19 protein-coding genes are annotated in these 23,969 nt (G+C 54.6%); 10 read left to right on the top strand and 9 right to left on the bottom strand.

The window, feature by feature from the left end:
- The first annotated feature begins 538 nt into the window (after positions 1-538).
- Together purD and RHH81_RS01000 are read left to right on the top strand one after the other, a co-directional pair.
- Positions 539-1,843: a phosphoribosylamine--glycine ligase gene (gene purD, locus RHH81_RS01005; protein WP_206200681.1), complete on the top strand. Its 1,305-nt coding sequence runs from the start codon at positions 539-541 to the stop codon at positions 1,841-1,843.
- Positions 1,840-2,133, top strand: a complete 294-nt coding sequence (locus tag RHH81_RS01000) for a DUF3082 domain-containing protein (protein ID WP_206200680.1) — start codon at positions 1,840-1,842, stop codon at positions 2,131-2,133. Before purD ends, RHH81_RS01000 begins: the two co-directional genes overlap by 4 nt.
- Here the strand turns inward: RHH81_RS01000 and RHH81_RS00995 are convergent.
- A complete protein-coding gene (locus RHH81_RS00995) occupies positions 2,130-2,831 on the bottom strand; it encodes an ABC transporter ATP-binding protein (protein WP_315863390.1) in 702 nt (233 codons plus the stop codon). The genes RHH81_RS01000 and RHH81_RS00995 overlap by 4 nt on opposite strands.
- A 19-nt stretch (positions 2,832-2,850) precedes the next feature.
- The gene (locus RHH81_RS00990; protein WP_310743242.1) at positions 2,851-4,038 is read right to left on the bottom strand and encodes a TRC40/GET3/ArsA family transport-energizing ATPase; all 1,188 of its coding nucleotides are present in this window, start codon (positions 4,036-4,038) and stop codon (positions 2,851-2,853) included.
- 264 nt (positions 4,039-4,302) lie between these two features.
- On the opposite strand from RHH81_RS00990, the gene psbA (RHH81_RS00985) reads away from it, so the two are divergent.
- Both psbA (RHH81_RS00985) and psbA (RHH81_RS00980) read left to right on the top strand, forming a co-directional pair.
- Positions 4,303-5,385, top strand: coding sequence for a photosystem II q(b) protein (gene psbA / locus RHH81_RS00985; protein WP_206200677.1), 1,083 nt, complete (start codon positions 4,303-4,305; stop codon positions 5,383-5,385).
- Between the two features lie 312 nt (positions 5,386-5,697).
- The gene (gene psbA, locus RHH81_RS00980) at positions 5,698-6,780 is read left to right on the top strand and encodes a photosystem II q(b) protein (RefSeq protein WP_206200676.1); all 1,083 of its coding nucleotides are present in this window, start codon (positions 5,698-5,700) and stop codon (positions 6,778-6,780) included.
- Between the two features lie 74 nt (positions 6,781-6,854).
- On the opposite strand, the gene RHH81_RS00975 is transcribed toward psbA (RHH81_RS00980), so the two are convergent.
- Together RHH81_RS00975 and RHH81_RS00970 are read right to left on the bottom strand one after the other, a co-directional pair.
- Positions 6,855-8,045 carry a Coenzyme F420 hydrogenase/dehydrogenase, beta subunit C-terminal domain gene (locus tag RHH81_RS00975; RefSeq protein WP_206200675.1) on the bottom strand — a complete coding sequence of 397 codons (1,191 nt, stop codon included), beginning with the start codon at positions 8,043-8,045 and terminating at the stop codon, positions 6,855-6,857.
- Positions 8,046-8,051: 6 nt separating this feature from the next.
- Positions 8,052-10,250 carry a phosphoketolase gene (locus RHH81_RS00970; RefSeq protein WP_206200674.1) on the bottom strand — a complete coding sequence of 733 codons (2,199 nt, stop codon included), beginning with the start codon at positions 10,248-10,250 and terminating at the stop codon, positions 8,052-8,054.
- A 156-nt stretch (positions 10,251-10,406) separates the two neighbouring features.
- On the opposite strand from RHH81_RS00970, the gene RHH81_RS00965 reads away from it, so the two are divergent.
- Both RHH81_RS00965 and RHH81_RS00960 read left to right on the top strand, forming a co-directional pair.
- A complete protein-coding gene (locus RHH81_RS00965) occupies positions 10,407-11,732 on the top strand; it encodes a cobyrinate a,c-diamide synthase (protein ID WP_310743241.1) in 1,326 nt (441 codons plus the stop codon).
- Positions 11,733-11,793: 61 nt separating this feature from the next.
- On the top strand, positions 11,794-12,948 hold the full coding sequence (locus RHH81_RS00960; protein ID WP_310743240.1) for a peptidoglycan DD-metalloendopeptidase family protein: 1,155 nt from the start codon (positions 11,794-11,796) through the stop codon (positions 12,946-12,948).
- Here the strand turns inward: RHH81_RS00960 and RHH81_RS00955 are convergent.
- The 4 genes from RHH81_RS00955 to RHH81_RS00940 all read right to left on the bottom strand — a co-directional run bounded on the left by RHH81_RS00955 (position 12,945) and on the right by RHH81_RS00940 (position 17,860).
- Positions 12,945-14,678, bottom strand: coding sequence for a phosphodiester glycosidase family protein (locus tag RHH81_RS00955; RefSeq protein ID WP_310743239.1), 1,734 nt, complete (start codon positions 14,676-14,678; stop codon positions 12,945-12,947). The two genes, RHH81_RS00960 and RHH81_RS00955, sit on opposite strands and share 4 nt — an antisense overlap.
- 102 nt (positions 14,679-14,780) lie before the next feature.
- A complete protein-coding gene (secA, locus tag RHH81_RS00950) occupies positions 14,781-17,570 on the bottom strand; it encodes a preprotein translocase subunit SecA (RefSeq protein WP_310743238.1) in 2,790 nt (929 codons plus the stop codon).
- A 66-nt stretch (positions 17,571-17,636) separates the two neighbouring features.
- Positions 17,637-17,741 carry a Mo-dependent nitrogenase C-terminal domain-containing protein gene (locus tag RHH81_RS00945; protein WP_255521522.1) on the bottom strand — a complete coding sequence of 35 codons (105 nt, stop codon included), beginning with the start codon at positions 17,739-17,741 and terminating at the stop codon, positions 17,637-17,639.
- Positions 17,705-17,860 carry a Mo-dependent nitrogenase C-terminal domain-containing protein gene (locus RHH81_RS00940; RefSeq protein ID WP_255521475.1) on the bottom strand — a complete coding sequence of 52 codons (156 nt, stop codon included), beginning with the start codon at positions 17,858-17,860 and terminating at the stop codon, positions 17,705-17,707. The genes RHH81_RS00945 and RHH81_RS00940 overlap by 37 nt, the downstream gene beginning before the upstream one ends.
- A 344-nt stretch (positions 17,861-18,204) precedes the next feature.
- Between RHH81_RS00940 and RHH81_RS00935 the strand changes: the two genes are divergently transcribed.
- From RHH81_RS00935 to RHH81_RS00920, 4 genes are all read left to right on the top strand, one after another.
- Entirely contained in the window at positions 18,205-19,212 is a 1,008-nt protein-coding gene (locus RHH81_RS00935) for a radical SAM protein (RefSeq protein WP_206200669.1), read from the top strand.
- Entirely contained in the window at positions 19,133-20,497 is a 1,365-nt protein-coding gene (locus RHH81_RS00930) for a glycosyltransferase family 2 protein (RefSeq protein WP_310743237.1), read from the top strand. The genes RHH81_RS00935 and RHH81_RS00930 overlap by 80 nt, the downstream gene beginning before the upstream one ends.
- 80 nt (positions 20,498-20,577) lie before the next feature.
- Positions 20,578-21,624 carry a PstS family phosphate ABC transporter substrate-binding protein gene (locus RHH81_RS00925; RefSeq protein WP_206200667.1) on the top strand — a complete coding sequence of 349 codons (1,047 nt, stop codon included), beginning with the start codon at positions 20,578-20,580 and terminating at the stop codon, positions 21,622-21,624.
- Between the two features lie 9 nt (positions 21,625-21,633).
- The gene (locus RHH81_RS00920) at positions 21,634-23,124 is read left to right on the top strand and encodes a hypothetical protein (RefSeq protein ID WP_310743236.1); all 1,491 of its coding nucleotides are present in this window, start codon (positions 21,634-21,636) and stop codon (positions 23,122-23,124) included.
- Between the two features lies 1 nt (position 23,125).
- Here RHH81_RS00920 and RHH81_RS00915 read toward each other — a convergent pair whose 3' ends face one another.
- On the bottom strand, positions 23,126-23,956 hold the full coding sequence (locus RHH81_RS00915) for a Tab2/Atab2 family RNA-binding protein (RefSeq protein ID WP_310437850.1): 831 nt from the start codon (positions 23,954-23,956) through the stop codon (positions 23,126-23,128).
- Positions 23,957-23,969 lie beyond the last annotated feature (13 nt).

Here is a 23,969-nt window from a genome sequence, read left to right as displayed (position 1 = left end):
CGCTTTGAGTATAGCCTATCCCTCTTGAAAATATCTCACTCCCTTTCGAAATAGCTATATCTACCTGAACAGCCGTTTCCTATTCGGGTCAATATCTTGATAGGACGTAACTTTACGCCATAGCCAGACTACTGTTTCTCGTCATCCTTGTGAAAACGGCTGTTATTCCTGACTGATTGAGCCGATAAAACAAGGCTCTCATACTGTTTAAGCTGGCGTCCAAAATGTACGTCAGCCAGATTTTGAAGAGCAGTTGTGAGTTCAGGACGGGATAGTCGCAAGGGCTGAGGCGCCTGAGAATAGACTTGACAATAGCTCCAAAAGATGCCATAGTAAATTGACTGTTTTTTAATCTTTTAAGGGAAGAATACAATATTTCTTCTCTTTTTCCTACCTCTTCAAACTGTTGTTCAATACTTCTGCAAAGGAATAAGCCAATCATTTTACCTTTGGAGAGAACGTTGCCTATTGACTGATAAACTTGATAGTCCCCTGAAGATTGATTTCAAAATATGGCTTATCTTTTTGGAGTGCATCTGTGAAGGTCGTTGTCGTTGGCAGTGGTGGTCGAGAGCACGCGATCACTTGGAAATTACTCGATTCTCCTCGCGTGACACAGGTCTATTGTCTGCCGGGGAATGGGGGCACAGCCTGCTTGGAGCGGTGTGAGAATGTGGCCATTGCAGCCACCGACCTCACGGGTATTGGTGAATTTGCCAAAGAGAATAACGTTGATTTAGTGGTTGTCGGGCCAGAGGTTCCCTTGGCAGTGGGTTTGGCCGATCACCTACAGGCGTTGAACATCCCTGTGTTTGGGCCGGTCAAGGCCGGCGCACAAATTGAAGCCAGTAAAGCTTGGGCAAAGGCGCTCATGCAGGCGGCTCAGATTCCTACGGCCAAAGCAGCAGTGTTTGACAATTATGAGGCGGCCTCTCGTTATGTTCAAGCCCAAGGGGCACCCATTGTCATTAAGGCCGATGGTTTAGCGGCAGGTAAAGGAGTGACGGTAGCGGCCACCGAAGGGGAGGCGATCGCTGCCCTCGAGCGGATTTTTGGGGGTGAATTTGGCGCCGCTGGTCAACAGGTGGTCATTGAATCAGTACTAGAGGGGCAAGAGGTCTCCGCACTCGCCGTTACGGATGGCAAAACCATTCTGCCGCTGCTGCCCGCCCAAGACCACAAGCGCATTGGCGAAGGGGACACAGGTCCAAATACTGGAGGAATGGGGGTCTATGCCCCTGTCCCTTGGGTGACACCAGAGTTAATGCAACGAATTCAACAGACGATTCTTGAACCTGCCCTTGGGGCGTTGCAGGATCGGGGAATCCACTACTGTGGGGTGCTCTATGCCGGTCTGATGGTGACGTCCGCAGGGGATCCCTACGTGGTGGAATTTAACTGTCGCTTTGGTGATCCTGAAACCCAAGTCGTCCTCCCCCTCTTGGAAACCCCTCTGATTGAGGTGCTCTTGGCCTGTGTCGAGGGACGCTTAGCCAGTTTGGGAGCGTTGCAATGGCGCAATGAGGTAGCTCTATCCGTCGTGATGGCGGCGGGGGGCTATCCGGGGAGTTACCGCAAGGGGGATGTGATTCAGGGTATTCCCGCAGCGATCGCCCAAGGGGTTCTCGTTTTCCATGCTGGAACGCGCTGGCAAGAGGGGCAATGGTACACCAATGGCGGTCGGGTATTGAACATTACCGCTTTGGCTCCTGATTTTGCCACGGCTCAAGCCAAGGCCTATGCGGGCGTCAGCGCCATTGAATTTGCCGACTGCTACTATCGTCGTGACATTGGCTACCGTATTCTGGAATCATCGGCTCACAAAGGTGAATACCATCCATGACCCTCCTCCCCCCAAAAACTAACCCATTACGCTGTTTAACTGGTGCGCTGATTGCTGGCACGCTTGGGATTCTCCTTTATCGGCTAACAGGGGCGATCGCCTACGTCTTTGCCACTCACGCAGTGAGCTACCACAATCAACTGGTTTATAGCTTGGCCGTGGCCGTGCGCACCCTTGTGGTGGGCTTGTGTACCCTCGCAACGGGGGTCTTTAGCATTATTGCCGTGGGTCTGGTGGCGCTGACGCTGCAACTGCTTTGGGAACGCTGGGTACAACGGGAGCAGGCTTAACCGTCGCTAATTTTGCCATCTTCGATTTTGGTGATGCGATCGGCAATGGCTGTAATCCGTGGATCATGGGTAACAATCAACACTGTGCAGCCTTTTTGCTTTGCTAGCTTGTAGAGAATTTTGATCACCTGTTGGCCATTTTGGGAATCCAAGGAAGCCGTCGGTTCATCGGCAAAAATGATCTGCGGCTCACCCGCTAGGGCACGCGCAATGGCCACCCGCTGTTTCTGACCCCCAGAAAGATTTGCGGGCACAAAGTCGAGGCGATGACCCAACCCCACTTCCTCTAGACGGGCTGCCGCCTGTTCCTTGGCCTGTTTGCCTTTGATTCCCTTGAGATTGAGCGCCAGTTCCACATTTTCCAGTGCGGTCAAGGCGGGGAAAAGATTAAAACTCTGAAAGACAAAGCCAATATTTTGCAGCCGAAATTTTGCCAGTGCAGCCTTGGACAGTTGCGTAATCTCTTGGCCTAAGACAACCACTTGGCCACTGGTGGGGGCAAGAATGCCAGCCAAAATCGAGAGCAGGGTGGTTTTCCCTGACCCCGAAGGTCCCATTAGCAGATGGATATGACCGCGCTGGATTTGCAGGTTAATGCCCTGAAGAACAGGGGTCTCGTGATGGCCAGAACGATAAACTTTAGTCAGATTGGTGGTGGCGATCGCCAGCCCAGTTGTTGTCACAGTGGCAAGTCTCATCAGTCATTGATTAGCCGAATTAGCTACTGGTGGCACTAGCAAAGCGGATTTTCAGGTAGTCCGCCTCCATTTTCGCGCCCACCGGTTGCAGTGCTGCTAATCCTTTGGGGAGCACCATATTACGACGATGGTTACCAATGCGGATATTCAACTCATCTGCCGTCTTGTTCAGTTCAATTTTTTCCTTGGGTACCCCCGGTAGATAGAGTTCAAGGCTGTACTGGCCATCACTGGGCACCACCCGAATCGTTTGCTCTTGGTAATAAACCTGAGCTGGATCTTCATCAGCGTAGAGGGTCTCCTTCAGGCGGTGCAGTGCCGCTAAACCACAGAGTTCCTCAGCAAACAGGGGCACTTCCTTCACCGGTAGCGGGCGGAAATTGTCGTGAATTTCTTGACGGTATTGCTGCTGCATTTCTTTCCAGCGGGCAAAGAAGGGATCCTGTACCGTGTTCGGCAGAATACGGTTTGCAATGACTAAGTCGGTGGCCACGTTATAGAGGCTGAGATAGGCATGGGCGCGCAGCGACTCCTTAATGACCATCTTTTCTGGATTGGTGACCAAGCGCACTGAGGTTTGGGTGTTGTCGGTGAGGACTTTTTCAAGGGCTTCAATCTGCTCATAGAATTCATAGGGCGCATCCATCACCTCTTGATCGGGCAAAGAGAACCCCACCAAGGGCTTGAAAATTGGCTCCACAATCGGTCGCAAGGCCACGGACATCCGCTGTAGGGGTTTATAGAAGCGGCGCATGTACCAGCCGCTCACCTCGGGTAGACTCAACAGCCGCAGTGCCGTACCTGTGGGGGCAGAGTCAATAATTAAGACATCGTATTGGCCTTCGTCATAGTGGCGTTTCATGCGCACAAGGGCAAAAATTTCATCCATCCCCGGCAAAATCGCCAATTCTTCAGCTTGAACGCCCTCTAGCCCGCGCGCCTGCAAGACTTGGGTAATGTAGCGCTTCACCGCACCCCAGTTGTCCTCCAGTTCCATGAGAGCATCGAGTTCCGCTCCCCAGAGATTTTCGGCGACGGGCACAGGGACATGCCCCAATTCAAGGTCAAAACTATCAGCAAGGGAGTGGGCGGGATCGGTGCTCAGCACCAGCGTTTTGTACCCCAACTCAGCACAGCGTAACCCCGTTGCTGCCGCCACTGAGGTTTTACCAACGCCACCTTTGCCAGTCATTAAAATTACGCGCATGGGAAGGCCCTGCCCTAAACACGGTTGCTTAAAATATCTTAACCCTTGAGCTTGTCCTCAGGGGGGGGCGATCGCTCGCAATCAATGAAAATAAAATCATTAAGAAAAATAAATAAATACAACTGCTTATTTAGCTTTATTAACAATAATTTAGGCCTCTCCCCGATCCCTTGGGGCAAATATTAAGTTAATGCTTAAGCCCTTGCAGTTTATAACTGTTTTCAAGGGTTTGTAACGGGAAATATATTTGGACTTATCACGACTATGACCACAACTCTCCAACGTCGCGAAAGCGCGAATTTGTGGGAGCGGTTTTGTAACTGGGTGACCAGCACCGATAACCGCCTCTATGTGGGCTGGTTCGGTGTGATTATGATCCCCACCCTGCTGGCCGCAACCATTTGCTTTGTGATTGCTTTCATCGCTGCTCCCCCTGTGGACATCGATGGCATTCGTGAGCCTGTTTCTGGCTCCTTGCTCTATGGCAACAACATCATCACTGGTGCAGTGGTGCCCACCAGCAACGCCATTGGCTTGCACTTCTACCCCATTTGGGAAGCTGCTTCCCTCGATGAGTGGCTCTACAACGGTGGCCCCTACCAGTTGATTGTCTTCCACTTCCTGTTGGGTGCCTCCTGCTACATGGGGCGCCAGTGGGAACTCAGCTACCGCCTCGGTATGCGGCCTTGGATTTGCGTGGCCTACTCCGCTCCCTTGGCCTCTGCCTTTGCGGTCTTCTTGATCTACCCCATTGGTCAAGGCAGCTTCTCCGACGGGATGCCCCTCGGTATCTCCGGTACCTTCAACTTCATGATTGTGTTCCAAGCTGAGCACAACATCCTAATGCACCCCTTCCACCAATTGGGTGTGGCCGGTGTCTTTGGTGGCGCACTGTTCTCCGCCATGCACGGTTCTCTGGTGACCTCCAGCCTGATCCGTGAAACCACCGAAACGGAATCCACCAACTACGGCTACAAATTCGGTCAAGAGGAAGAAACCTACAACATCGTGGCTGCCCACGGTTACTTTGGTCGCTTGATCTTCCAATACGCCAGCTTCAACAACAGCCGTGCGCTGCACTTCTTCCTCGCCGCTTGGCCGGTGGTCGGGGTTTGGTTCACCGCTCTGGGTATCAGCACGATGGCCTTCAACCTCAACGGGTTTAACTTCAACCACTCGGTCATTGATGCCAAGGGCAACGTGATCAACACTTGGGCAGACATCATCAACCGTGCCAACTTGGGTATGGAAGTGATGCACGAGCGCAATGCTCACAACTTCCCCCTCGACTTGGCTAGCGCTGAATCTGCTCCTGTGGCCATGATTGCTCCCAGCATCAACAGCTAAGCAACACTCATCTGCTGAACTTTGACACAGCCGCTCCTGCCCTAGGGGCGGTTTTTTATTGCGTTATAGCCCACAGGCATTAACACGCTCAACACGGTAAGAAACCACGTCTCAGAGACGCTGCTACCCGCCCAACGTCAATCTAAAAGATTGATAAAAGTCAATGGATAGACAAAGGTCTTTTGATTCTATAAAAGCCGACCTCAAACCCCTTGCCGCTCAGAAATATAACCATATAATCAATAAATAGGAGCTTGCAGCGTTCGTTGCTGCTGCTTAAGTTCTGTTGTTATTCATGGATTCATAACGACTATGACTACAGTTCTGCAACGTCGTCAGACAGCGAATCTGTGGGAGCGTTTTTGCGATTGGATTACCAGCACAGAAAACCGCCTTTATATTGGCTGGTTTGGGGTGATCATGATCCCGACGCTCCTTGCCGCAACGATTTGCTTTGTCATTGCTTTTATTGCGGCACCCCCCGTGGATATTGATGGTATCCGTGAGCCTGTCTCTGGCTCCTTGCTCTATGGCAACAACCTCATTACAGCGGCAGTGGTGCCCTCCTCTAATGCCATTGGGCTACACCTCTACCCGATCTGGGATGCTGCTTCCCTCGATGAGTGGCTCTACAACGGTGGTCCTTATCAACTGATTGTTTTCCACTTCCTGATCGGCATTTTCTGCTACATGGGTCGGGAATGGGAACTCAGCTACCGTCTGGGGATGCGGCCTTGGATTCCCGTGGCCTTCTCAGCTCCCGTGGCAGCGGCAACGGCTGTGCTGTTGATCTACCCCATTGGTCAAGGCAGCTTTTCCGATGGCCTGATGCTGGGCATTTCCGGTACGTTTAACTTCATGATTGTGTTCCAAGCTGAGCACAACATCCTCATGCACCCCTTCCACATGCTGGGTGTGGCGGGTGTCTTTGGTGGTGCCCTGTTTGCCGCTATGCACGGTTCTCTGGTGACCTCCAGCCTGATCCGTGAAACCACCGAAACCGAATCCACCAACTATGGCTACAAGTTTGGTCAAGAGGAAGAAACCTACAACATCGTGGCAGCTCACGGTTACTTTGGTCGGCTGATCTTCCAATACGCCAGTTTCAACAATAGCCGCTCGCTGCACTTCTTCCTCGCTGCTTGGCCAGTGGTGGGCATCTGGTTTGCTGCCCTTGGCATTAGCACGATGGCCTTTAACCTCAATGGCTTCAACTTCAACCACTCCGTTGTGGATGCGCAAGGGAATGTCATCAATACTTGGGCCGACATCATCAACCGCGCCAACATTGGTATTGAGGTGATGCACGAACGCAATGCCCACAACTTCCCCCTCGACTTGGCAAGCGGTGAATCGGCTCCTGTGGCGATGATTGCCCCAAGCATTGAAGCCTAAACAGGTCGCTCCTAAACCGCTCTAGTGATAAGTCCAAATATCGCTCCCCACAGGGGGGGCTTTTTTTGTCGGGATTATTGGGCAGGGAGTTGATACTGATCAACAATTTTTTTGGCAAAGGCGGGCACGTGAGCGGCCAGTTTTTGGGGATAGTTGCGCCGCACATAGAGATAGTTGCGGGTGAAGTGGGAGTCAATGGAAAAACGGGCATATTCAAGCCCTTTGGGACCAATGCGCTCAATTACTAGGCCGACTAGTTTCGCCGCCCACATGGGGAGCGTGACGCCTTTATCGTAGGCAGGAATGCTTTGTTGCACGGCAGCGTGGCGATCGCCGGCACTCGTAACAGGCTGAATGTCTAACTGATCGCGCACGAGGTCAAGCATTTCTTGGCCAAGCTCGTTGCGCACCACCAGCCACTGCCAACCAAAGGGGGCGCCCATGTAGCCCACGACCAGATCGGCAAGGCCATTCACGTAGTCAAAGCAACTCATGCAGGAGGGGGCAAAGACATCCTTGAGTTGATTGGTCTTGAGGCCAAAGAAGGGCACGGTTTCCGTGGAGCCGTCGCTGTGCTTGAAATGCACCCGAAAGTCTTGCATGAACTCGTAGTAAATGACGGTTGCGGGCGATCGGCTGGTGGTTTCTAGGAATTTTTGCAGACCGGCACGGGTGACATTGTCCACGCAGGGAGTGCCTAGGACGTAGAGCTTTTCAAGACCCAGTTTGTCCTGTACGGCTCGCAGCGCCTGAATTTGACAGCCAACCCCAATCACCAACAGCCGCCTGAGTCCAGATTGTTCCACCTGCTCGAGAACCGATAGATTGGGAGACAGGGTCGGTTTATTGACGCGAGCAGCGAGAATCTCTTCACGGCTGCGGGCAATCACGGGCTTGGGGGTAAAGCGATCGCTCTCGCTATTTTGAACGCAGACCACCCCTTCAACCCGCCCCGACTCCAGCATGGCAATGGCAATACTGCTGACGATGCCCGTCCACTGCGCCCCCGCAATGGGTTCGGTTTTGCGAGCCGCCATCATCTGCTGGTGAACGCCAAAGTAGCACTCATCCCAATTGTCAAGATCACGGGCACGGCCATGACTTTGCTGCTCGAGAGTCTCAAACTGCTGATTGAGGAAGGCACAGGCCTCTTTGACGTAGTGGATATAGTAGGTGTCGCAAAGACCACACTCGCTACAGAGGGCTTTGGCGGGGCGAGGGCTGCCGGGCTTGAGGGCACGGGCTTTTTGATGGGCAGCAGTCATGGGCACTTACTTCAGCAGTGAACGGGCGCGATCGCAAATCGCTTCGGGAGTGAGGCCATTGTAGGCCATGAGTTCGGCGGGGCTAGCCGTCGTTTCTCCCCGTTGCCAAGCCAAGACATCGCGGGGACAGGTGGCACGCAAAAGAATTGGCTCCAACAGTGCCGCAGGCCCGCCCGTGACTCCCAAAAGGGCATCACCACCAAAAAGTCGTTGGAAGGTGGCCTCATCGGCAAAGCCACCATCGGGTTCGGCACAGGTTTGCCAAGCCACATCCGTAGGCCGATATAGGCGGCGGGGGTTAATGACCGAGACAATGCGCACCCGATAGCCGAGCTGTTCCAACTGGGGTAGGGCACTATACACGGGCTGCAAAATCATATCCCCTAGCACCGCTAGCACCAATGTGGCACGACCACTAGCAGACTCGTAGAGGGTTACCGCGCCCTCATCAAGGGCCTGTTCGGTTTGGGCAAACGTGGTGCGCACCGGCAGCGGTGTTTTACTGGCAAAGATGGCAATCCCCTTGTTTTGTGCTGTGAGTGCCCAGCGGTAGCACACTTGAATGCTGTTGGCATCCGGCGGAAAGAGGACAAAGACATTGCCATTGCGCAATAGGGCAGCGTAGTAGGCTTCGATTTCTGGGCGTTGGTGCGTCCAGCCATTGCGCCCCTGCTCAAGGGCACCGGCGGTAAAGAGGGTTACTGTGGCTGGCGTCGGACGGCGCAGCTCTGCCATGGCTTGGGTGACGGTTTGCCAAATGGGGAGACCATTAATGGCAAAGGACTCATAGGAGCACCAAAGACTGCGGCTGCCCATCAAGCAAAGCCCTGCCGCTAGACCGGCACAGGCATCTTCGCTGAGGGGTTCATAGACTTGGCCATTGGGCACTTGATTGTAGAGGGGATCCGTGGTCGGGTGAATGATCTTCAGGGCTTGGTTGATGTTGCCAATGCCAGAGGCCTCATTGCCATCGGCATTCGTGACCAGATAGCGGCGATCGCGCTGTCCCACTTCTGCCACCATGCGCCCCATCGCCGTTGTGGCTACTTTGTTTTCCCCCAAGGCATAGGCCTCAAGGGAAATCTCCCCAAGGGGCGGTAAATCTAAGACCTGCTCAGTGACCACCACCTCTGCCGCAGGCCCACCGGCCGCAGCAACACAGTTTTGGCGCACCAGTTCCCAAGCAGCGGGAGACAGGGCACGGGCTTTCAGGGCATTGACAATATCGGGGTTGTCGAGGGTGTGCTGGGCATAGAGGTTATGGGATTTTGCCCCCTTGGCATGCACGCCGGCGCCTTTCAGTTGCTTGAGGATAAAGACCGTTAACTTGCCGGAGAGAGCCGATCGCGCCGCCTCCTGTACCCCCTTGAGCACCGCCTGCATGAAGGCCAATCGCTGACCAAAGGAAAAGAGCGTGCTATCAACGTAATCCCCCTCTTGGTCGCTATCATCAAAGTCCTTGGCATCCACCAGCACCACCTCTTGGAAGCCATTGCCGTGCCAGTAGGCCATCATTTCGGGATTGGTTTTGCGGGAGACCATGCTGTGGTGCTCTTGGCTAAAGCCATTCCACACGAGGACAGGCAGGAAGTTGGTGACCTCTGGGAAAGCCGTGTGGAAGTGGGCCATACTGCTCATGACGTAGGGTTCCCCCAGACCGCCATCGCCTAAGGTGAAGGGAAAGAGGGTCTGGCGGTGCAACCAAGCAGCGGCCATGGCAAAGTGCTGCCCCTGTCCGAGGGGGCCGGCGGGGGCAAGAATTCCCGGAATATAGCCAGAGAGATGACCCAGAAGGCCATGTTTTTCGCGGAAGCGATCGCGCAGGTCTTGAACCGTATAAATGCCCATCTTTTCGAGGGAGCGATCCAAGAACATGGCGGCATAGAAGCCGGGGGCATGGTGCCCCACTTCCGTGATGATATTCTTGTGCCCCAACATCACTAGGGCGGCATAGGCTTCCGCTTGGCTGGCAAACCCGCCGGGGTGACCTGAGGCTTTACTGCCGGTCATCTGTAAGATCAGATAGCGGAGGGCATCGGCATAGAGCAGCGTTTGATAGGCGGCCTCGGTGGCGTCTAAGTCGGTAAGGGCAGGCTGTTGGGCATTCAGAAGCGGTGTTTGACCATAGCGATCCCAGTCTGGCCAATCGTCGCCAAAATACTGGATTCCTTCACAGAAACTGGGCACCGAAGTTACCGCTGTCATAGACCTTGACCCAACTGTTGACTGCACGCTTAGTCTCCTATCTTACAGGGGTGGGGGGCGCTCTCACGGCGGCTGGGGCAGGGAATCTCCTTGGAATGCAGGCATTGCGATGGATTGTGGCCATAGATTGATTTTTCTTGGGGAACGGGATTAACGATGGCATTGGTGATAGCGGGCGATCGCAGTGGTGTCGGCAAAACAACGGTTGCTTTGGCCTTGAATGCAGCCTTAACGGCACGGGGGCAGCGCGTCCAAACATTTAAGGTGGGGCCTGACTACATTGATCCCCTGTTTCACAGTGCTATCAGTGGCCGGCCTTGCCGTAACCTTGACGTGGTCTTGACCAGTGCTGACTATGTCCGCGCCTGTGTGGGCTATTACAGTCAGGGGATGGATGCAGTGCTCATTGAGGGAGTGATGGGGCTATTTGATGGCCGAGGGGGCAGCCATGAGGGCAGTACGGCACACATTGCCCAACTCTTGCAGGCTCCCATCCTACTGGTTTTGGATGTGCAAAAACAGGCAGCTTCCGTGGCGGCCTTGGTCTATGGCTTTTGCCACTATGATCCCTCCCTCCAGATTGCTGGCGTGGTCTTGAATCGGGTGGCCAGCGATCGCCATCGGCAAATGTTAGAAGCTGCCCTTGCCCCCCTTGGGGTGCCCATTCTCGGCATCATCTATCGCGATCAGGCCTTGGCACTCCCCAGTCGCCACCTCGGCTTAGTGCCGCCCCAGGAATCAGGGGAATTTCAGCACCTCGGCGATCGCCTTGCCCATTTAGGAAACACCTGTTTTGACTGGGAGCGCCTCACGCCACTCCTTGCCCCAGCCCCCACCCCCGCAGCCCCCCCTTTTAGCGTTTCCCCCCTGACTCCAGTCACCCTTGGCATTGCCCAAGATGCCGCCTTTCAGTTTTACTACGCTGACACTCTTGATCTGCTCCACGCTTTAGGGGCAACGTTAATTCCGGTCTCACCCCTGCGGGATGCCCCCTTGCCCACCGGTCTACAGGGGTTGATCCTGGGGGGTGGCTTTCCAGAGGTGTTTGCCCCAGAGCTAGCGGCGAATCACTCGTTCCTTGAATCACTGCGGCAGGCCATTGAAGGGGGCTTAGCTCTCTATGCCGAGTGTGGTGGCCTCATGTACCTCAGCCAAGGCATCCAAACCTGTGAGGGACACTACTATCCTTTGGTGGGATACTTGCCGACGGTTGCCCGCATGGGTAAAAAACTCACCCTCGGCTATCGCCAAGCCACGGCTTTACAAACAACGGTGTGTCTGCGGGCAGGAGAGACGGTTCAAGGCCATGAATTTCACTATTCCTGTTTGAGTGTGCCGCCGCCAACGCCGCTGTGGCAATTGGACGGTCAAGCCGAGGGCTGGGGCAGTTCTCAACTCCACGCCAGTTATCTCCATCTCCATTGGGGCGGCCATCCGCAGTGGGCGATTCGCTTTCTGCAGCAGGCAGCAAAGGTTGGATAATGCGACTCACAGCAGCGTAATTTTTGAAGGTATTTTTGTAGGGTGGTGTTGGGGAAGGTCAATGCCAAAGCAATACCGCAACGGGCTATACCTTTGCCTTGGGCTGCTAGTGATGCTAGGCGTGACTTTGGCGGCTTGGGCAACGGCGCCCTCCCAAAACTTGGCGTATTGGCAGCGGGTGATCCAACAACATCAGCAGCACCAGCAGGCGGTGGGTCAGCAGCGTCAACAACTCGAACGCCTTGAGGCAGCGGCGAGCGATCGCCTTGAGAGTTTGGAAACCAATGTGGACACGACAACGCAGCAATTAATGGCGGCCAGCGATCGCCTGCAAGCAGCGGAAAAACTGCTCAAAGACCTCAAGGAACAGCAACAAACCCTCAGCCAGCGCTACGAAGCCAGCGTGGCCGTGATTAGCGATCGCCTGCGGTGGCTCCAACGCTACCGCGAGATTCCCCAGTGGGCAATGGTCTTTGAGGCGGAAACCCTTAACGATTGGTTTGAGCAGCAGGGGCGTCTGCGTCAGGTCTATGAGCGCGATCGCCAGCACTTGGCCGCCTTGGTTCGCGATCGCGAGCGACTTCAGCAGCAGGAGCGACAAATTCAAGTGCAACAGCGCTTCATTCAAGCCCTACGCCAACAACTGCAACAGCAACAGGCCATCTATGAGCGCGAAGCTGCAAACCAACGGCAACTCATTGCTCGCCTACGGAGCGATCGCCAAGCCCTTGCCTCCATTGAAGCCCAACTCGCCCGTGATAGTGCCGCCATTCAGCAGCTCATTAACCAACGCCTCGGTTATGTCCCTAGGGGCGCCCCACCCCTTCCCCGCAGTGGTCGTCTTGCCTACCCCATTCAAGCACCGCTGACCAGTCCCTTTGGTTGGCGGATTCACCCAATTTTAGGCACACGGCGATTTCATGCTGGGGTGGATTTTGGGGCAGATTTTGGCACCCTCATCTTTGCTGCTGAAGCGGGCACCGTGATCTTTGCCGGTTGGTCAGGGGGCTACGGCCAAACCGTGATTTTGGATCATGGCGGCGGCATGACGACCCTCTATGCCCATGCCCAGCGATTGCTCGTACGAGAAGGTGAATTCGTGCAACAGGGGCAGCCCATTGCTGAAGTTGGCTCGACGGGACTCTCAACAGGCCCCCACCTCCACTTTGAAGTGCGCCTCAATGGCGAACCCAGCGATCCCTTGGCCTATCTTTAGGGGGTTGGCTGCCAAAAGACCCCAATGGCATTATTGACCCGCGTTGTTGTCACCGAATGGCGATCCACCAAGACCCCACCAATGTAGAGAGCCGTGGAACTGCCACCATCCAGATTGACGGCATTGATCAAGCCCAACTGCCGCACAATTTGTGCCCATTCGGCGAGGGTTGGCCCCATACCCCCAATACGGTTGTGGGTGGTGACCCAGACAATGCTGCCATCACTGCGGTTGCCCATGGCACTGCGGGGGGCTGCCTGCGCATCTAAACCTGCTCCAAATTGCTCCAGTGCCGCATTCAAGACCACTCGCCCCTGATCCACCAGTAGGGGACCTGCACCAACAATATTGGGAATGCTATTAAACACAGCGGGCACAGCCGTGGTTTCCAGTTGCACGGAAGCTCCCGGTGGGAAGTTGGCCAAGGCGGAATTAAAGTTACGCGCCACCAGTAGAAAGCCATCTGCGGGAATAGGAATCGCTTGATTGTTATGGATCGGTTGCTGCCCCACCACCTGCTGATTGCGCACCGTAATCACCACTTCGCTGCCCGTTTTCCCTTGGTAGCTCGCGCCCCAACTGGGGGTATAAAGGGCAAGACCGGCTTGGACATAGCCAGAATTGAACGTGACAATGGGCACCGTACCGGCCGGCGTCCTCACCCGCTGCTGCAAACTCAGGCGACCGACAACCATCTGGCCGCGATCGTCCCAGCCAATGGCACCGCGATTGAGAATCGGGCCTGAGAGCCAGTTGCCCTCACTGCGAATGGCCCCCAAGGGAGCTTGGCGATCGCGATTAAAGAATCCAGCATTAATGGCGGCGGCGGCTTGCCAGCGTTGAGCCAGTTCGGGCACCGTTGCTAAGCCCACCAAGGTTGTGGGGGTCATGCCGAGGGGACGCAGACGCAGCCCCGGCTGCTGAGGGTTAATGATCAGCAGATCCACAGGAAACTGACGACTGCCGAGGGTCACGGTTTGCTGTTGCCAACGTAGCCCCGGTGCCCATTGAATCGTACGCGGGGGGGGCGCATCCCTGCGAAAATCAATCACCAGACGCGGTGGATTGAGCAGCATTGAGGCCACTGGGCGAGCCGTGCCGGGAATTTGTGTTTCCAGTACTGTGCGATTGGGGGTAGCGGTAATTTTGACATTGGGAATCGTGGCCAATTGTCCCGTCGCCTCAATCGTCAGGCTGAGATCGCGAGGGGTAAGACCTGTGCGGCTAAAGGTGAGCCGATTGATTTGCCAAGGGGTGGGGCGGTCTAATTCAAAGACCCAGCGATCGCCCCACGGTTGTCGTCCCTGCCGCCAACTGAGAATCCGTGCCGGGGGGGTACTGATCTGGAGCGTATTCCCTTGGGGTTGCACCTGCCACTGATATTGCTCAATCCACGGTGTAATGTCCAAGTAGCGATACATGCCGTTGGGGCTAAAGCGCACCGCCAAGGGGCTAAATTGCGGCTGAAACCAAGCCACTGGTTGCTGAAACGGGTCTGTAGTATCCCCAAGGAGCACCCCCAAGCGATTGGCAAGGCCACCATCGCTAATCCCTGTGCGCAGTTGATTTTGGTTATCGCGCCACTGCTGCCAAGCCACGGGGTAGTCGCGGCCATTTAAGTTCAGGCGATCGCCTTGAATTTCCTGAGGTAATGCGATATTGGCGCTGGAGCTAGCGATCGCAAGTGCAATCCCACTGCCAACAACCCGAGAAGCCGATCTTGCCAACACGCTTAACGCCACACCCTGCCCACTGAAACTCTGCCAGTATAGTTGACCCCGTAGCGCTACAGATTGCTCCAGAGCAACAAGGATCAATTTTGGGCAACTCGGCTAGGCCTGATCTGAGGACGAGGACACCTCCTCTGGGGGCGGTGCCACTTGGGGCTGGAACTGGAAGAGAGAATACACGACATTGCGGCGAATCATCACCATCATGTCCAAGAACAATTCATAGCCCTCCCGTTTGTACTCCACCAAGGGATCCTCTTGACCATAGCCCCGTAGGCCGACCGACTCCCGCAGGGCATCCATTTGTTGTAGGTGCTCCCGCCACAGCAGGTCAATCTGTTGTAGGATAAAGAACCGCTCCGCTTGTCGCATCAGACCCGTTTGAATGCGCTCAATTTCTGCTTCTTTTTGCTCGTAGGCGGTGCGCACTTGCTCATGCAAAAACGCCTGCATCTCCGGTACGCTGAGATGAGCCAGATGCTCAGGGCGCAGATCCGACAGCAAATAGACAAATTCCTGTACTTTGGCCACCAAGCCCTCTAAATCCCATTCCTCTGGCGGCAGATCGGGATTGACATAGGCGGCAATGATGTCGTCCATGGTTTTTTCGGCGTACTCCAGCACCCGATCCTTGAGGTCTTCCCCTTCCAGCACCCGCCGCCGCTCAGCATAGATGGCACGCCGCTGGTTATTCATCACCTCGTCGTATTCAAAGACCTGCTTACGGATGTCATAGTAGTAGGTTTCCACTTTGCGCTGGGCATTTTCCAAGCTGCGGGTAAGGAGTCCCGACTCAATGGGCATATCCTCGTCAACGCGCAGGGCATTCATGATACTGGCGACGCGATCGCCCCCAAAGATGCGCAGTAGGTTATCCTCCAAGCTCAGGAAAAAGCGTGTGGATCCGGGGTCACCTTGGCGTCCTGCCCGTCCCCGCAACTGGTTGTCAATCCGCCGCGATTCATGGCGTTCTGTCCCAATCACGTGCAAACCACCGAGGGCGACCACTTCTTCATGTTCTTTCTTGGTGACCACCTCATATTCTTCGCGGATACGGTTAAAGGCATCCCGCAGGGCTTGAATCACAGGGTCTTGGGTCGGTGCTTTCTCCGAGGCGATCGCCAGCATATCCTCCGCCTGCAACTCCGGCAGACTGCGCTCACCATAGGTCTTGACCGCCACATCCACCGCATGGCGCAGCAGCTTTTCCGCCTCCTTACTAATTTCGCAGGGGAAGAGTCCCGGTGAGGCTTTCCAGTTTTTCTGCGCCGCCTGACTAAAGCCTTGGCCACCGCCGCGATCCATTTTCAGCCCCAATAGCATCATCGGGTCGTCACTGGGGGGCATGACAATGCGAGGCATAAAGTATTCCCGCACCTTGAGGCGTGCCATATAGTCGGCATTCCCCCCTAGGATAATGTCGGTGCCTCGGCCTGCCATGTTGGTTGAGATCGTCACTGCGCCCTTGCGGCCGGCTTGGGCAATGATCTCCGACTCTCGCTCCACATTTTCAGGTTTGGCATTCAGCAGGTTATGGGGAATGTCCAACTCCCGCAGCAGTTGCGACAGTAGCTCCGACTTTTCAACACTGGTGGTACCCACGAGCACTGGGCGACCCGTAGCATGAACCTCGGCACATTCAGAGGCCACGGCCAGCCATTTGCCCCGCTCCGTTTTATAGACCACATCGGGAAAGTCCCGCCGCTGGCTGGGGCGATTGGTCGGCACCACCGTCACTTCCAGCTTGTAAATTTTCTCAAATTCCGCCTCTTCCGTCTTGGCTGTCCCCGTCATCCCCGCCAACTTGGGATAGAGCAAAAAGAGATTTTGGTAGGTAATTGTGGCGAGGGTTTGGGACTCATTTTGAATCTCTAGGCCTTCCTTGGCTTCGATCGCCTGATGCAGGCCATCACTCCAGCGGCGACCCACCATGACTCGTCCCGTGAATTCATCGACAATCACCACTTCACCATTGCGGACGATGTAGTTCACATCCCGCTGGAAGAGTTCCTTGGCCTTGATGGCATTAAAGATATAGTGTGCCCAAGGGTCTTGGGGGTCATAGAGATCGCTCACCCCCAATAGTTTTTCAGCTTCGATAAACCCCTCATCGGTCATGAGGACATTACGAGCCTTTTCATCCACCTCGTAGTGCTCGTCCTTTTTCAGGAGGCGGGCAACTTCAGCCGCCTTGAGGTACTTCTCGGTGGGACGCTCCACTTGACCTGAAATAATCAGGGGCGTGCGGGCTTCGTCAATCAGTACCGAATCCACCTCGTCAATGATGCAGTAGTTGAAGGGACGCTGCACCACCTCAGCCATGGACGTAGCCATATTGTCCCGCAGGTAGTCAAAGCCAATTTCGCTGTTGGTGGCATAGGTGATATCGCAGGCATAGCTTTTCTGCCGCTCTTGGGGAGCCATGTGCTGCTGAATCAGCCCGACCGTCAGACCCAGAAAGCGATGCACCTGCCCCATCCATTCCGCATCCCGCCGTGCCAGATAGTCGTTGACTGTAACAATGTGCACCCCTTTCCCCGTCAGGGCATTCAGGTAGGCCGGCAGCGTGGCCACGAGGGTTTTCCCTTCCCCCGTTTTCATTTCGGCAATCTGGCCATCGTGGAGAATCATGCCACCGATGAGCTGGACATCAAAGTGGCGCATCCCCAGTACCCGTCGTGAGGCTTCGCGCACCACGGCAAAGGCCTCGGGCAGTAAATCATCGAGGGTCTCGCCATTGTCGAGTCGCTGCCGAAACTCAGCCGTTTTTGCCTGTAGCTCACTATCGCTGAGAGCCTGAACTTGTTCCTCCAGCAGGTTAATTTCGACCACAAGGGGCTGATACTTTTTAATCTTGCGCTGATTGGGATCGCCAAAGAGGGCTTTCAGCATGGGACGGGCACCATGGATACAAAGCTATACATTTTAATCGTATAGCAACTGCAAGTTCCTCGCTGCCTAGACGTATTGGCTGATGTCCTCTTGCCAGACATTGCTGAGGTCGGTGAGGGCACGAAACCGCAGCATCACGACTTCTTCATAAAAGGGATTGAGTTTACACAGAGGGGAATGGTGATGACTGGCCGACCCAAGAAGCAGAGGGTGCGGGCAAAGGGAGATTGGGCTGGAATAAGGCGGCAAATGCGGTGGGCGATCGCTGGCGTTGTGATCGGATAAGTCATTAGCCACTGACGGATTTTGGTCGTTAAATGAAGTAGACGTGCGTTGGGCAAGGCGTTGATTCATGGGGCTATCCTCACAATTGCGCATACCCTCACGGTAAAAGATAATCTAGGCAAATAGCAATACGCTTTTAATATAAAAAATATTTATCAATAATAAGCATTGCTAAACTTGCAGCCGCTTCAGGGATAGATCTCCATTCCTCAGCTCAGCAGAGTGCTAAACTGTTCAGCAACTCAAACTCTGATGAAGTTTTGTCTAGAAATTTTTCAATTGCTTGCATAAACTCATTGACTGCTTTATTCATTTTGGCCTTGCTTGAATTCGTTAAGGAAGAGACTCAATGCGTCCACTGGTTGCTAACTACTACCTGACCTACCGCTGTAACGCCCGCTGCCACTTTTGCGACATTTGGGCACTGGAACCGGGCAAAGAAGCTGATTTTAGCGCCATCCAAACCAATCTCCGCGATTTGAAACGTTTGGGGGTCAAATATGTGGACTTTACGGGGGGTGAACCGCTGCTGCGTGCCGATGCCCCAGCCATCTACCGTGAAGCCAAGCGTCTGGGTTTCATCACCAGCATGACGACCAACACGATTCTCTATCCCCGCCGTGCTAGGGAAATTCAGGGCTTGGTGGATTTCTTGAACTTCTCCCTCGATGGGCCTGATGCGGCCACCCATGATCAGTCGCGGGGCGTGAAAATTTTTGACACGTTGGTGGAGTCCGTCAAAATTGCCCTTGAGCTTGGTGAATATCCAGTGCTGAATCACACCGTCACTGCTCAAAATTATGAACGGATTGGTGAGGTGGCCGAATTTGCCCAAAGTCTAGGGGTACGGGTTTGGTTGAATCCCGCTTTTACCGCCCATGAACACTACAACGACAAGAAGAACCCCACCCCTGAAATTGCCGACCACATTGAACAAAATGCGAAGAAGTATAACAATGTTGGTTACAATAAGGCAGCATTAGCCCTCATCCGTGCGGGGGGAAACAATACCCAAAATCCCCGTTGCAAGGCGGTGGATGCAGTCATTGCCATTTCCCCCAATGATGAGTTGCTGCTACCGTGCTACCACTTTGCGCAGAAGGGAGTCCCCATCAACGGTCGCCTGTACGAGCTGTACAAGTCCTCCGAGGTGGTAGAGGAGTATCGCCGCTCCCAAGGCCGACTCTCCGTCTGCGAAGGCTGCACAGTGTGGTGTTATCTCATTCCCAGCTTCTTTAAGGGAGTGGATAAGTACTGGTTTCTCAATCAGGTGACCTATGCCGGAGAATTCCTGGCCCGAAAACAGTTTCTACAACGAAGCCGATCCCCTCGACGAACTCCTGTCGGAGTGGGTTGATGCCCCAGAGAGTCCTCCATTACAACCGCGTTCTGAGGGTCGCCGTCGCAAGGCTTTCCTAGCGCTTTCTCTGATTTGGGGGAGCACGATCGCCCTGCATCTGATTGTGGGTGGCATTTGGCTGATCTATGCCCTAACGCTGCTAATGAGCTTGCAAACACTGCGCTACTGGCGAGCCAAGCCACAAACGCTACCTGCATTAGAGGCCACAGAAAGTGTGCAGCCAATGGTGTCCCTAGTGGTGGCTGCCAAAAATGAAGAGGCGGTGATTGGTCGCCTCGTCAAAAACCTTTGCCGCTTGGATTATCCCCACTACGAGGTGTGGATTATTGATGACAACAGTAGCGATCGCACCCCCGATATTTTGAGTGAACTACAAAAGCAATATCCTCACCTCAAAGTGCTGCGGCGGCTGCCGGGGGCGGGCGGGGGTAAGTCCGGTGCCCTCAATCAAGTCCTGCCCCTGACGCGGGGGGAGATTATTGGTGTCTTTGATGCCGATGCCACCGTCCCTCAAGATTTATTGCAACAGGTGGTCAACCGCTTTCAGGTGGCCAGTGTCGGCGCGGTGCAAGTGCGCAAAGCCATCAGTAATGCCAATATCAATTTGCTGACCCAAGGCCAAGCGGCAGAAATGATCCTCGATGCCTACTATCAACAGCAGCGGGTCGCCTGCGGGGGTATGGGGGAATTGCGGGGCAATGGCCAATTTGTGCGGCGGCAAGCTCTAGAGCGCTGTGGCGGCTGGAATGAAGAAACCATTACTGACGATCTGGATCTCAGTCTGAAGCTGCATCTCCATGGCTGGCAGATTGACGTGCTGATGAATCCAGCGGTACAGGAGGAGGGGGTGACCACACTCGTGGCGCTGTGGCACCAACGCAACCGCTGGGCTGAAGGGGGCTATCAAAGCTACTTGGACTACTGGCAACCGCTGCTGCGCAATCGCCTTGGCTGGCAAAAAAGTTGGGATGTGCTCTGCTGGTTTTTGATCAAATACGCCATTCCCACGGCCACAATTCCCGACCTGCTGATGGCTCTACTGCGTCACCGCAGCCCGATGCTAGTACCCCTGACGACACTGAGCTTTACGATTTCGATGGTGGGGATGTTGCGGGGCATTCCGCAGGCACAATCGGTGAGCATCTGGCAACTCTTTTGGCAAAGTTTGCGGGGAACCCTCTATATGCTCCATTGGTTACCAGTGGTGAGTACGACGACGCTGCGTATGGCCGTACGGGCGAAGCGTCTCAAGTGGGTAAAAACCCTGCACCACGGCGTCTAAACCTAAACATTGGCTAAAAAAAGATCAGTGTGGGGACAACCTTGAGCTAGGCTAGGGTCAGAGTTTTGACTGGTTTTGCCATGTCTCGCAATAGCAACCTGCTGCCTTTGCTGGTGTCTCTTGTCCTCACCTGTGGTCTATTGGGGGTGGGGGCGGTGCTCGTGATTCGGTTACTGGGCAATCAAAATCCCCTTGAACAGGTGACTGAAAACTTGGGGGTGCCCCAGAGTACGCCAGAGATGGCGGCTGCGAATTTCAGCGATGTCAGCAATGTTCCCAGTGGTACGTTTCAATACGGGGGCAGTACGACGTGGGCACCGATTCGCCGCGATGTCGATCCCCTGATTCAGTTAGCTTGGCCCAATTTTCGCCTGCGCTACACCAACCCCCCCACCGGCACGCCAGGCTCGGGCAGTGGCATTCGCATGGTTCTCAATAATCAACTTGCCTTTGCCCAGTCCTCGCGCTCCCTCAATCCACAGGAGCGGCAGCAGGCGCAGAGCCAAGGGATAAAATTGCTGGAACTACCGGTGGCGATCGATGGCATCGCGATCGCTGTCAATCCCAACCTCCAGATTCCTGGCCTCACGGTACAGCAAGTGGTTGATATTTATACCGGAAAACTCACGAACTGGAGCCAAGTGGGCGGTTCGAATCTAGCCATTACTCCCTTTTCACGGCGGCTGGAAGATGGCGGAACGGTAGAGTTTTTCGTCCAAGATGTCTTGGGGAACCAGCCATTCAGTCCCAAGGTGGTGATGGTGCGGGATACCACAGATGCCCTACGGCGGGTGGGGGCGACCCCCGGCGGCATTTACTATGCCTCGGCACCGGAAATTGTTGGTCAGTGTAGTGTGCGACCCTTGCCCTTGGGGCGGCAGCCCAATCAGTATGTTCCCCCCTATCAGGAGCCCTATGTGGATCCGTCTCAATGTCCACAGCGACGGAATACGCTGAACTATCGCGCCTTTCAGGAGGGCAGTTACCCCCTCACCCGTCGTCTGTTTGTCATTACTAAGGATGACAATAGCCCGGATGCCCAAGCCGGTCGTGCCTATGCAGCCCTGTTATTAACGGATCAGGGTCAAGCGGCAATTGAAAAAGCCGGCTATGTCCGCTTGCGCTAGGGGAGCCAGATGTTTGATAAACCATTGAATCGAACCTATGAGCGGATCATGGTGGCCATTGCCAGCGCCAATTTTCTGTTGGTGCTCTTTGATCTCACCTATATTCCCCTACGGGACTTCTGGCTTTTGGGAAAGATCCGCATTCCCCTGATTCAGCGGGTGATTTATCTGCCCCAGCCCTTGCCGATGACTGCCCTTTATGACCCCATTAAGGGAATCGAACCCCACCGGACGACGGAGCGGTACATCAACACGGTCAACCAACTCCGGCAAACGATTACCACTGAAGGGGTGGATGCCGCGGCGACGCAAGCACTTCTAGCTCAGTTGCGCGAGCAGAGTAAAACTATGGTGGACACCGACCCCTTTGCCCTTGCCAATAAAACCGGCACCCTTGAGCGAATCAAGAACCTGATGCGGTTGCGGGTCTTTGGCGATCGCAATGCCTCCTCTAAACAGTCCTTTGAGCGCTTTTGGAGTCCGGAGTACATCAATGAACGGGACTGGCAGACCAGCCTTGCTTGGTTTGAGGCGCAGATCATTCCCCTGATGGCTACCAACTATTGGCGCCGCTACGGTGAGGATGGAAATTTTATTGACCGCTTTGATGCCATTGATCTTCCCTTCACTCTCCTGTTCTTTGTTGAATTTTTGGGGCGGACGTTTTGGCTGAGTCGCCAGTATCGCGCTTATCACTGGCGAGATGCCATGTTTTGGCGCTGGTATGATGTGCTCCTCTTTTTTCCCTTCTGGTGGTTGGCACCGACGTGGGCATGGCTGCGGATTATCCCAGTGACCATTCGCTTGGATCAAGCGGAGATTATCTGCCTTGATACCCTTGAGCGGCAGGCGTCGCAGGGGGTTGTGGCAGCGATCGCCACCGATATTTCGGAAGTGGTTGTCCTGCAAGTCCTCACCCAACTGCAAAAAGCAATCCGTCGCGGCCAATTGAGTCGCTGGCTACCGCGTGTCTCTGGCGGCCAAGGGAGCAAGACGCTCAATGACATTGATGAACTGGGGGAACTGGCAGCCTTAGTTGTGCAGGTAGTCATTTACCGCGTGATCCCCCAACTGCGACCAGAAGTGGAAGGCTTAGTGGCTTACAGTGTCGATCAAGTCCTACGGCAAGCGCCCCCCTATCGGCGGTTATTGGAAATTCCATCCCTTGAGGCCTTACCGCGCCACTGGCACCAATCCCTTGCCAAGGAGATTAGCGATCGCCTCTTTCTGCTATTGGAGCAAGCGAGCAAACACCAAGGCAATCCACCCCGCGAAGGCGCATTACTGGCGAGTCAACTGGCGCAAAAATTTGGCCAAACCCTGACTGCCGAACTCCAAGAGGAACAGGTGGGCAAGGTGATTCAAGATCTGTTGGTGATGTGGCTAGAGGAAATCAAAATTAATTTTGTGCGGCAGACCCACCTTGAAGGCATTGAAACGGTTTTGGATGAAACCCGTGCCCTGCAGGAAAGCTTAGAACAGGGACGGCTCAAACCTTAGGCTATTCAAGAGGTTGGAGCAGCCAGAGAGCCGTGTAGGTGGTGTCATTGGGAGTCGGTTGAATGAGAAGAAAGTGCAGACCCTGAGTGGAGCGCAGGCGATCGCGAAACACTTCCCCTGCCCGAGCAATGTCAGTATCTTCAAACGTTAAAAAGACCCAGCGATCGCGCAAGCCGCTGTGCAACACCACCCCACAGGGTTGCCCCGGCACAAACTCCAAACGATAGGGCAGTTGCTCTTGGAACCACCGCGCTAGCTTCAGGGACTTGCGACCGCCATAGAGAATAATTCCCGGAATCAACGTATCGGGAGCCAGCCCCAAAGACTCTGGCAACATTGCCATCTCAAAGGCCAGAATCCGCAGCGGATATTGCATCAGTTGTGCCAAGTCGGGGGGAGTAATTGCTGCAAACTGCCAAGAATCTCCCCAAATATCATCGGGCAGGGGCAATGGCGGCGGCTGCTCAATGGCCAAGGGATCGTAGGCTTCACCGGTGTAGGTTTTCAGGCTTTGGTATTCCTGAGTGCGTTGGCACAGGTAGTGCTTCAGAGCCGGGGTGCGGCGGGTGGCTTCGAGGGGAAGGTTGAGTTCTTGGCAAGCCACTTCCACGAGGCCTAAACTCTGGGGACGAAAAACCTGCACTCGCTGCGGCAGGGGCTGCCCGCAACTTTTAAACTCTGTGGCCAGCCATGAACTGCTCACGAGGGGTTCTGGGCAAAAAGCCGTGTAGTAAAAATTTTCCTCAGGGTCACAAATCACAAGTTCCCACAGATCAAGACCACTGGGGGTACGCAACGGCCGACGGTAAAGGTCAACTTGCCAACAGGACATGGACGGAAATGAG

This window comes from Thermosynechococcus sp. PKX95 (genome assembly GCF_031583295.1).
Taxonomy (GTDB): Bacteria; Cyanobacteriota; Cyanobacteriia; order Thermosynechococcales; family Thermosynechococcaceae; genus Thermosynechococcus.
Note: the sequence above shows the minus strand (reverse complement) of the source record. Positions and strands in the feature narration are given on the sequence as shown.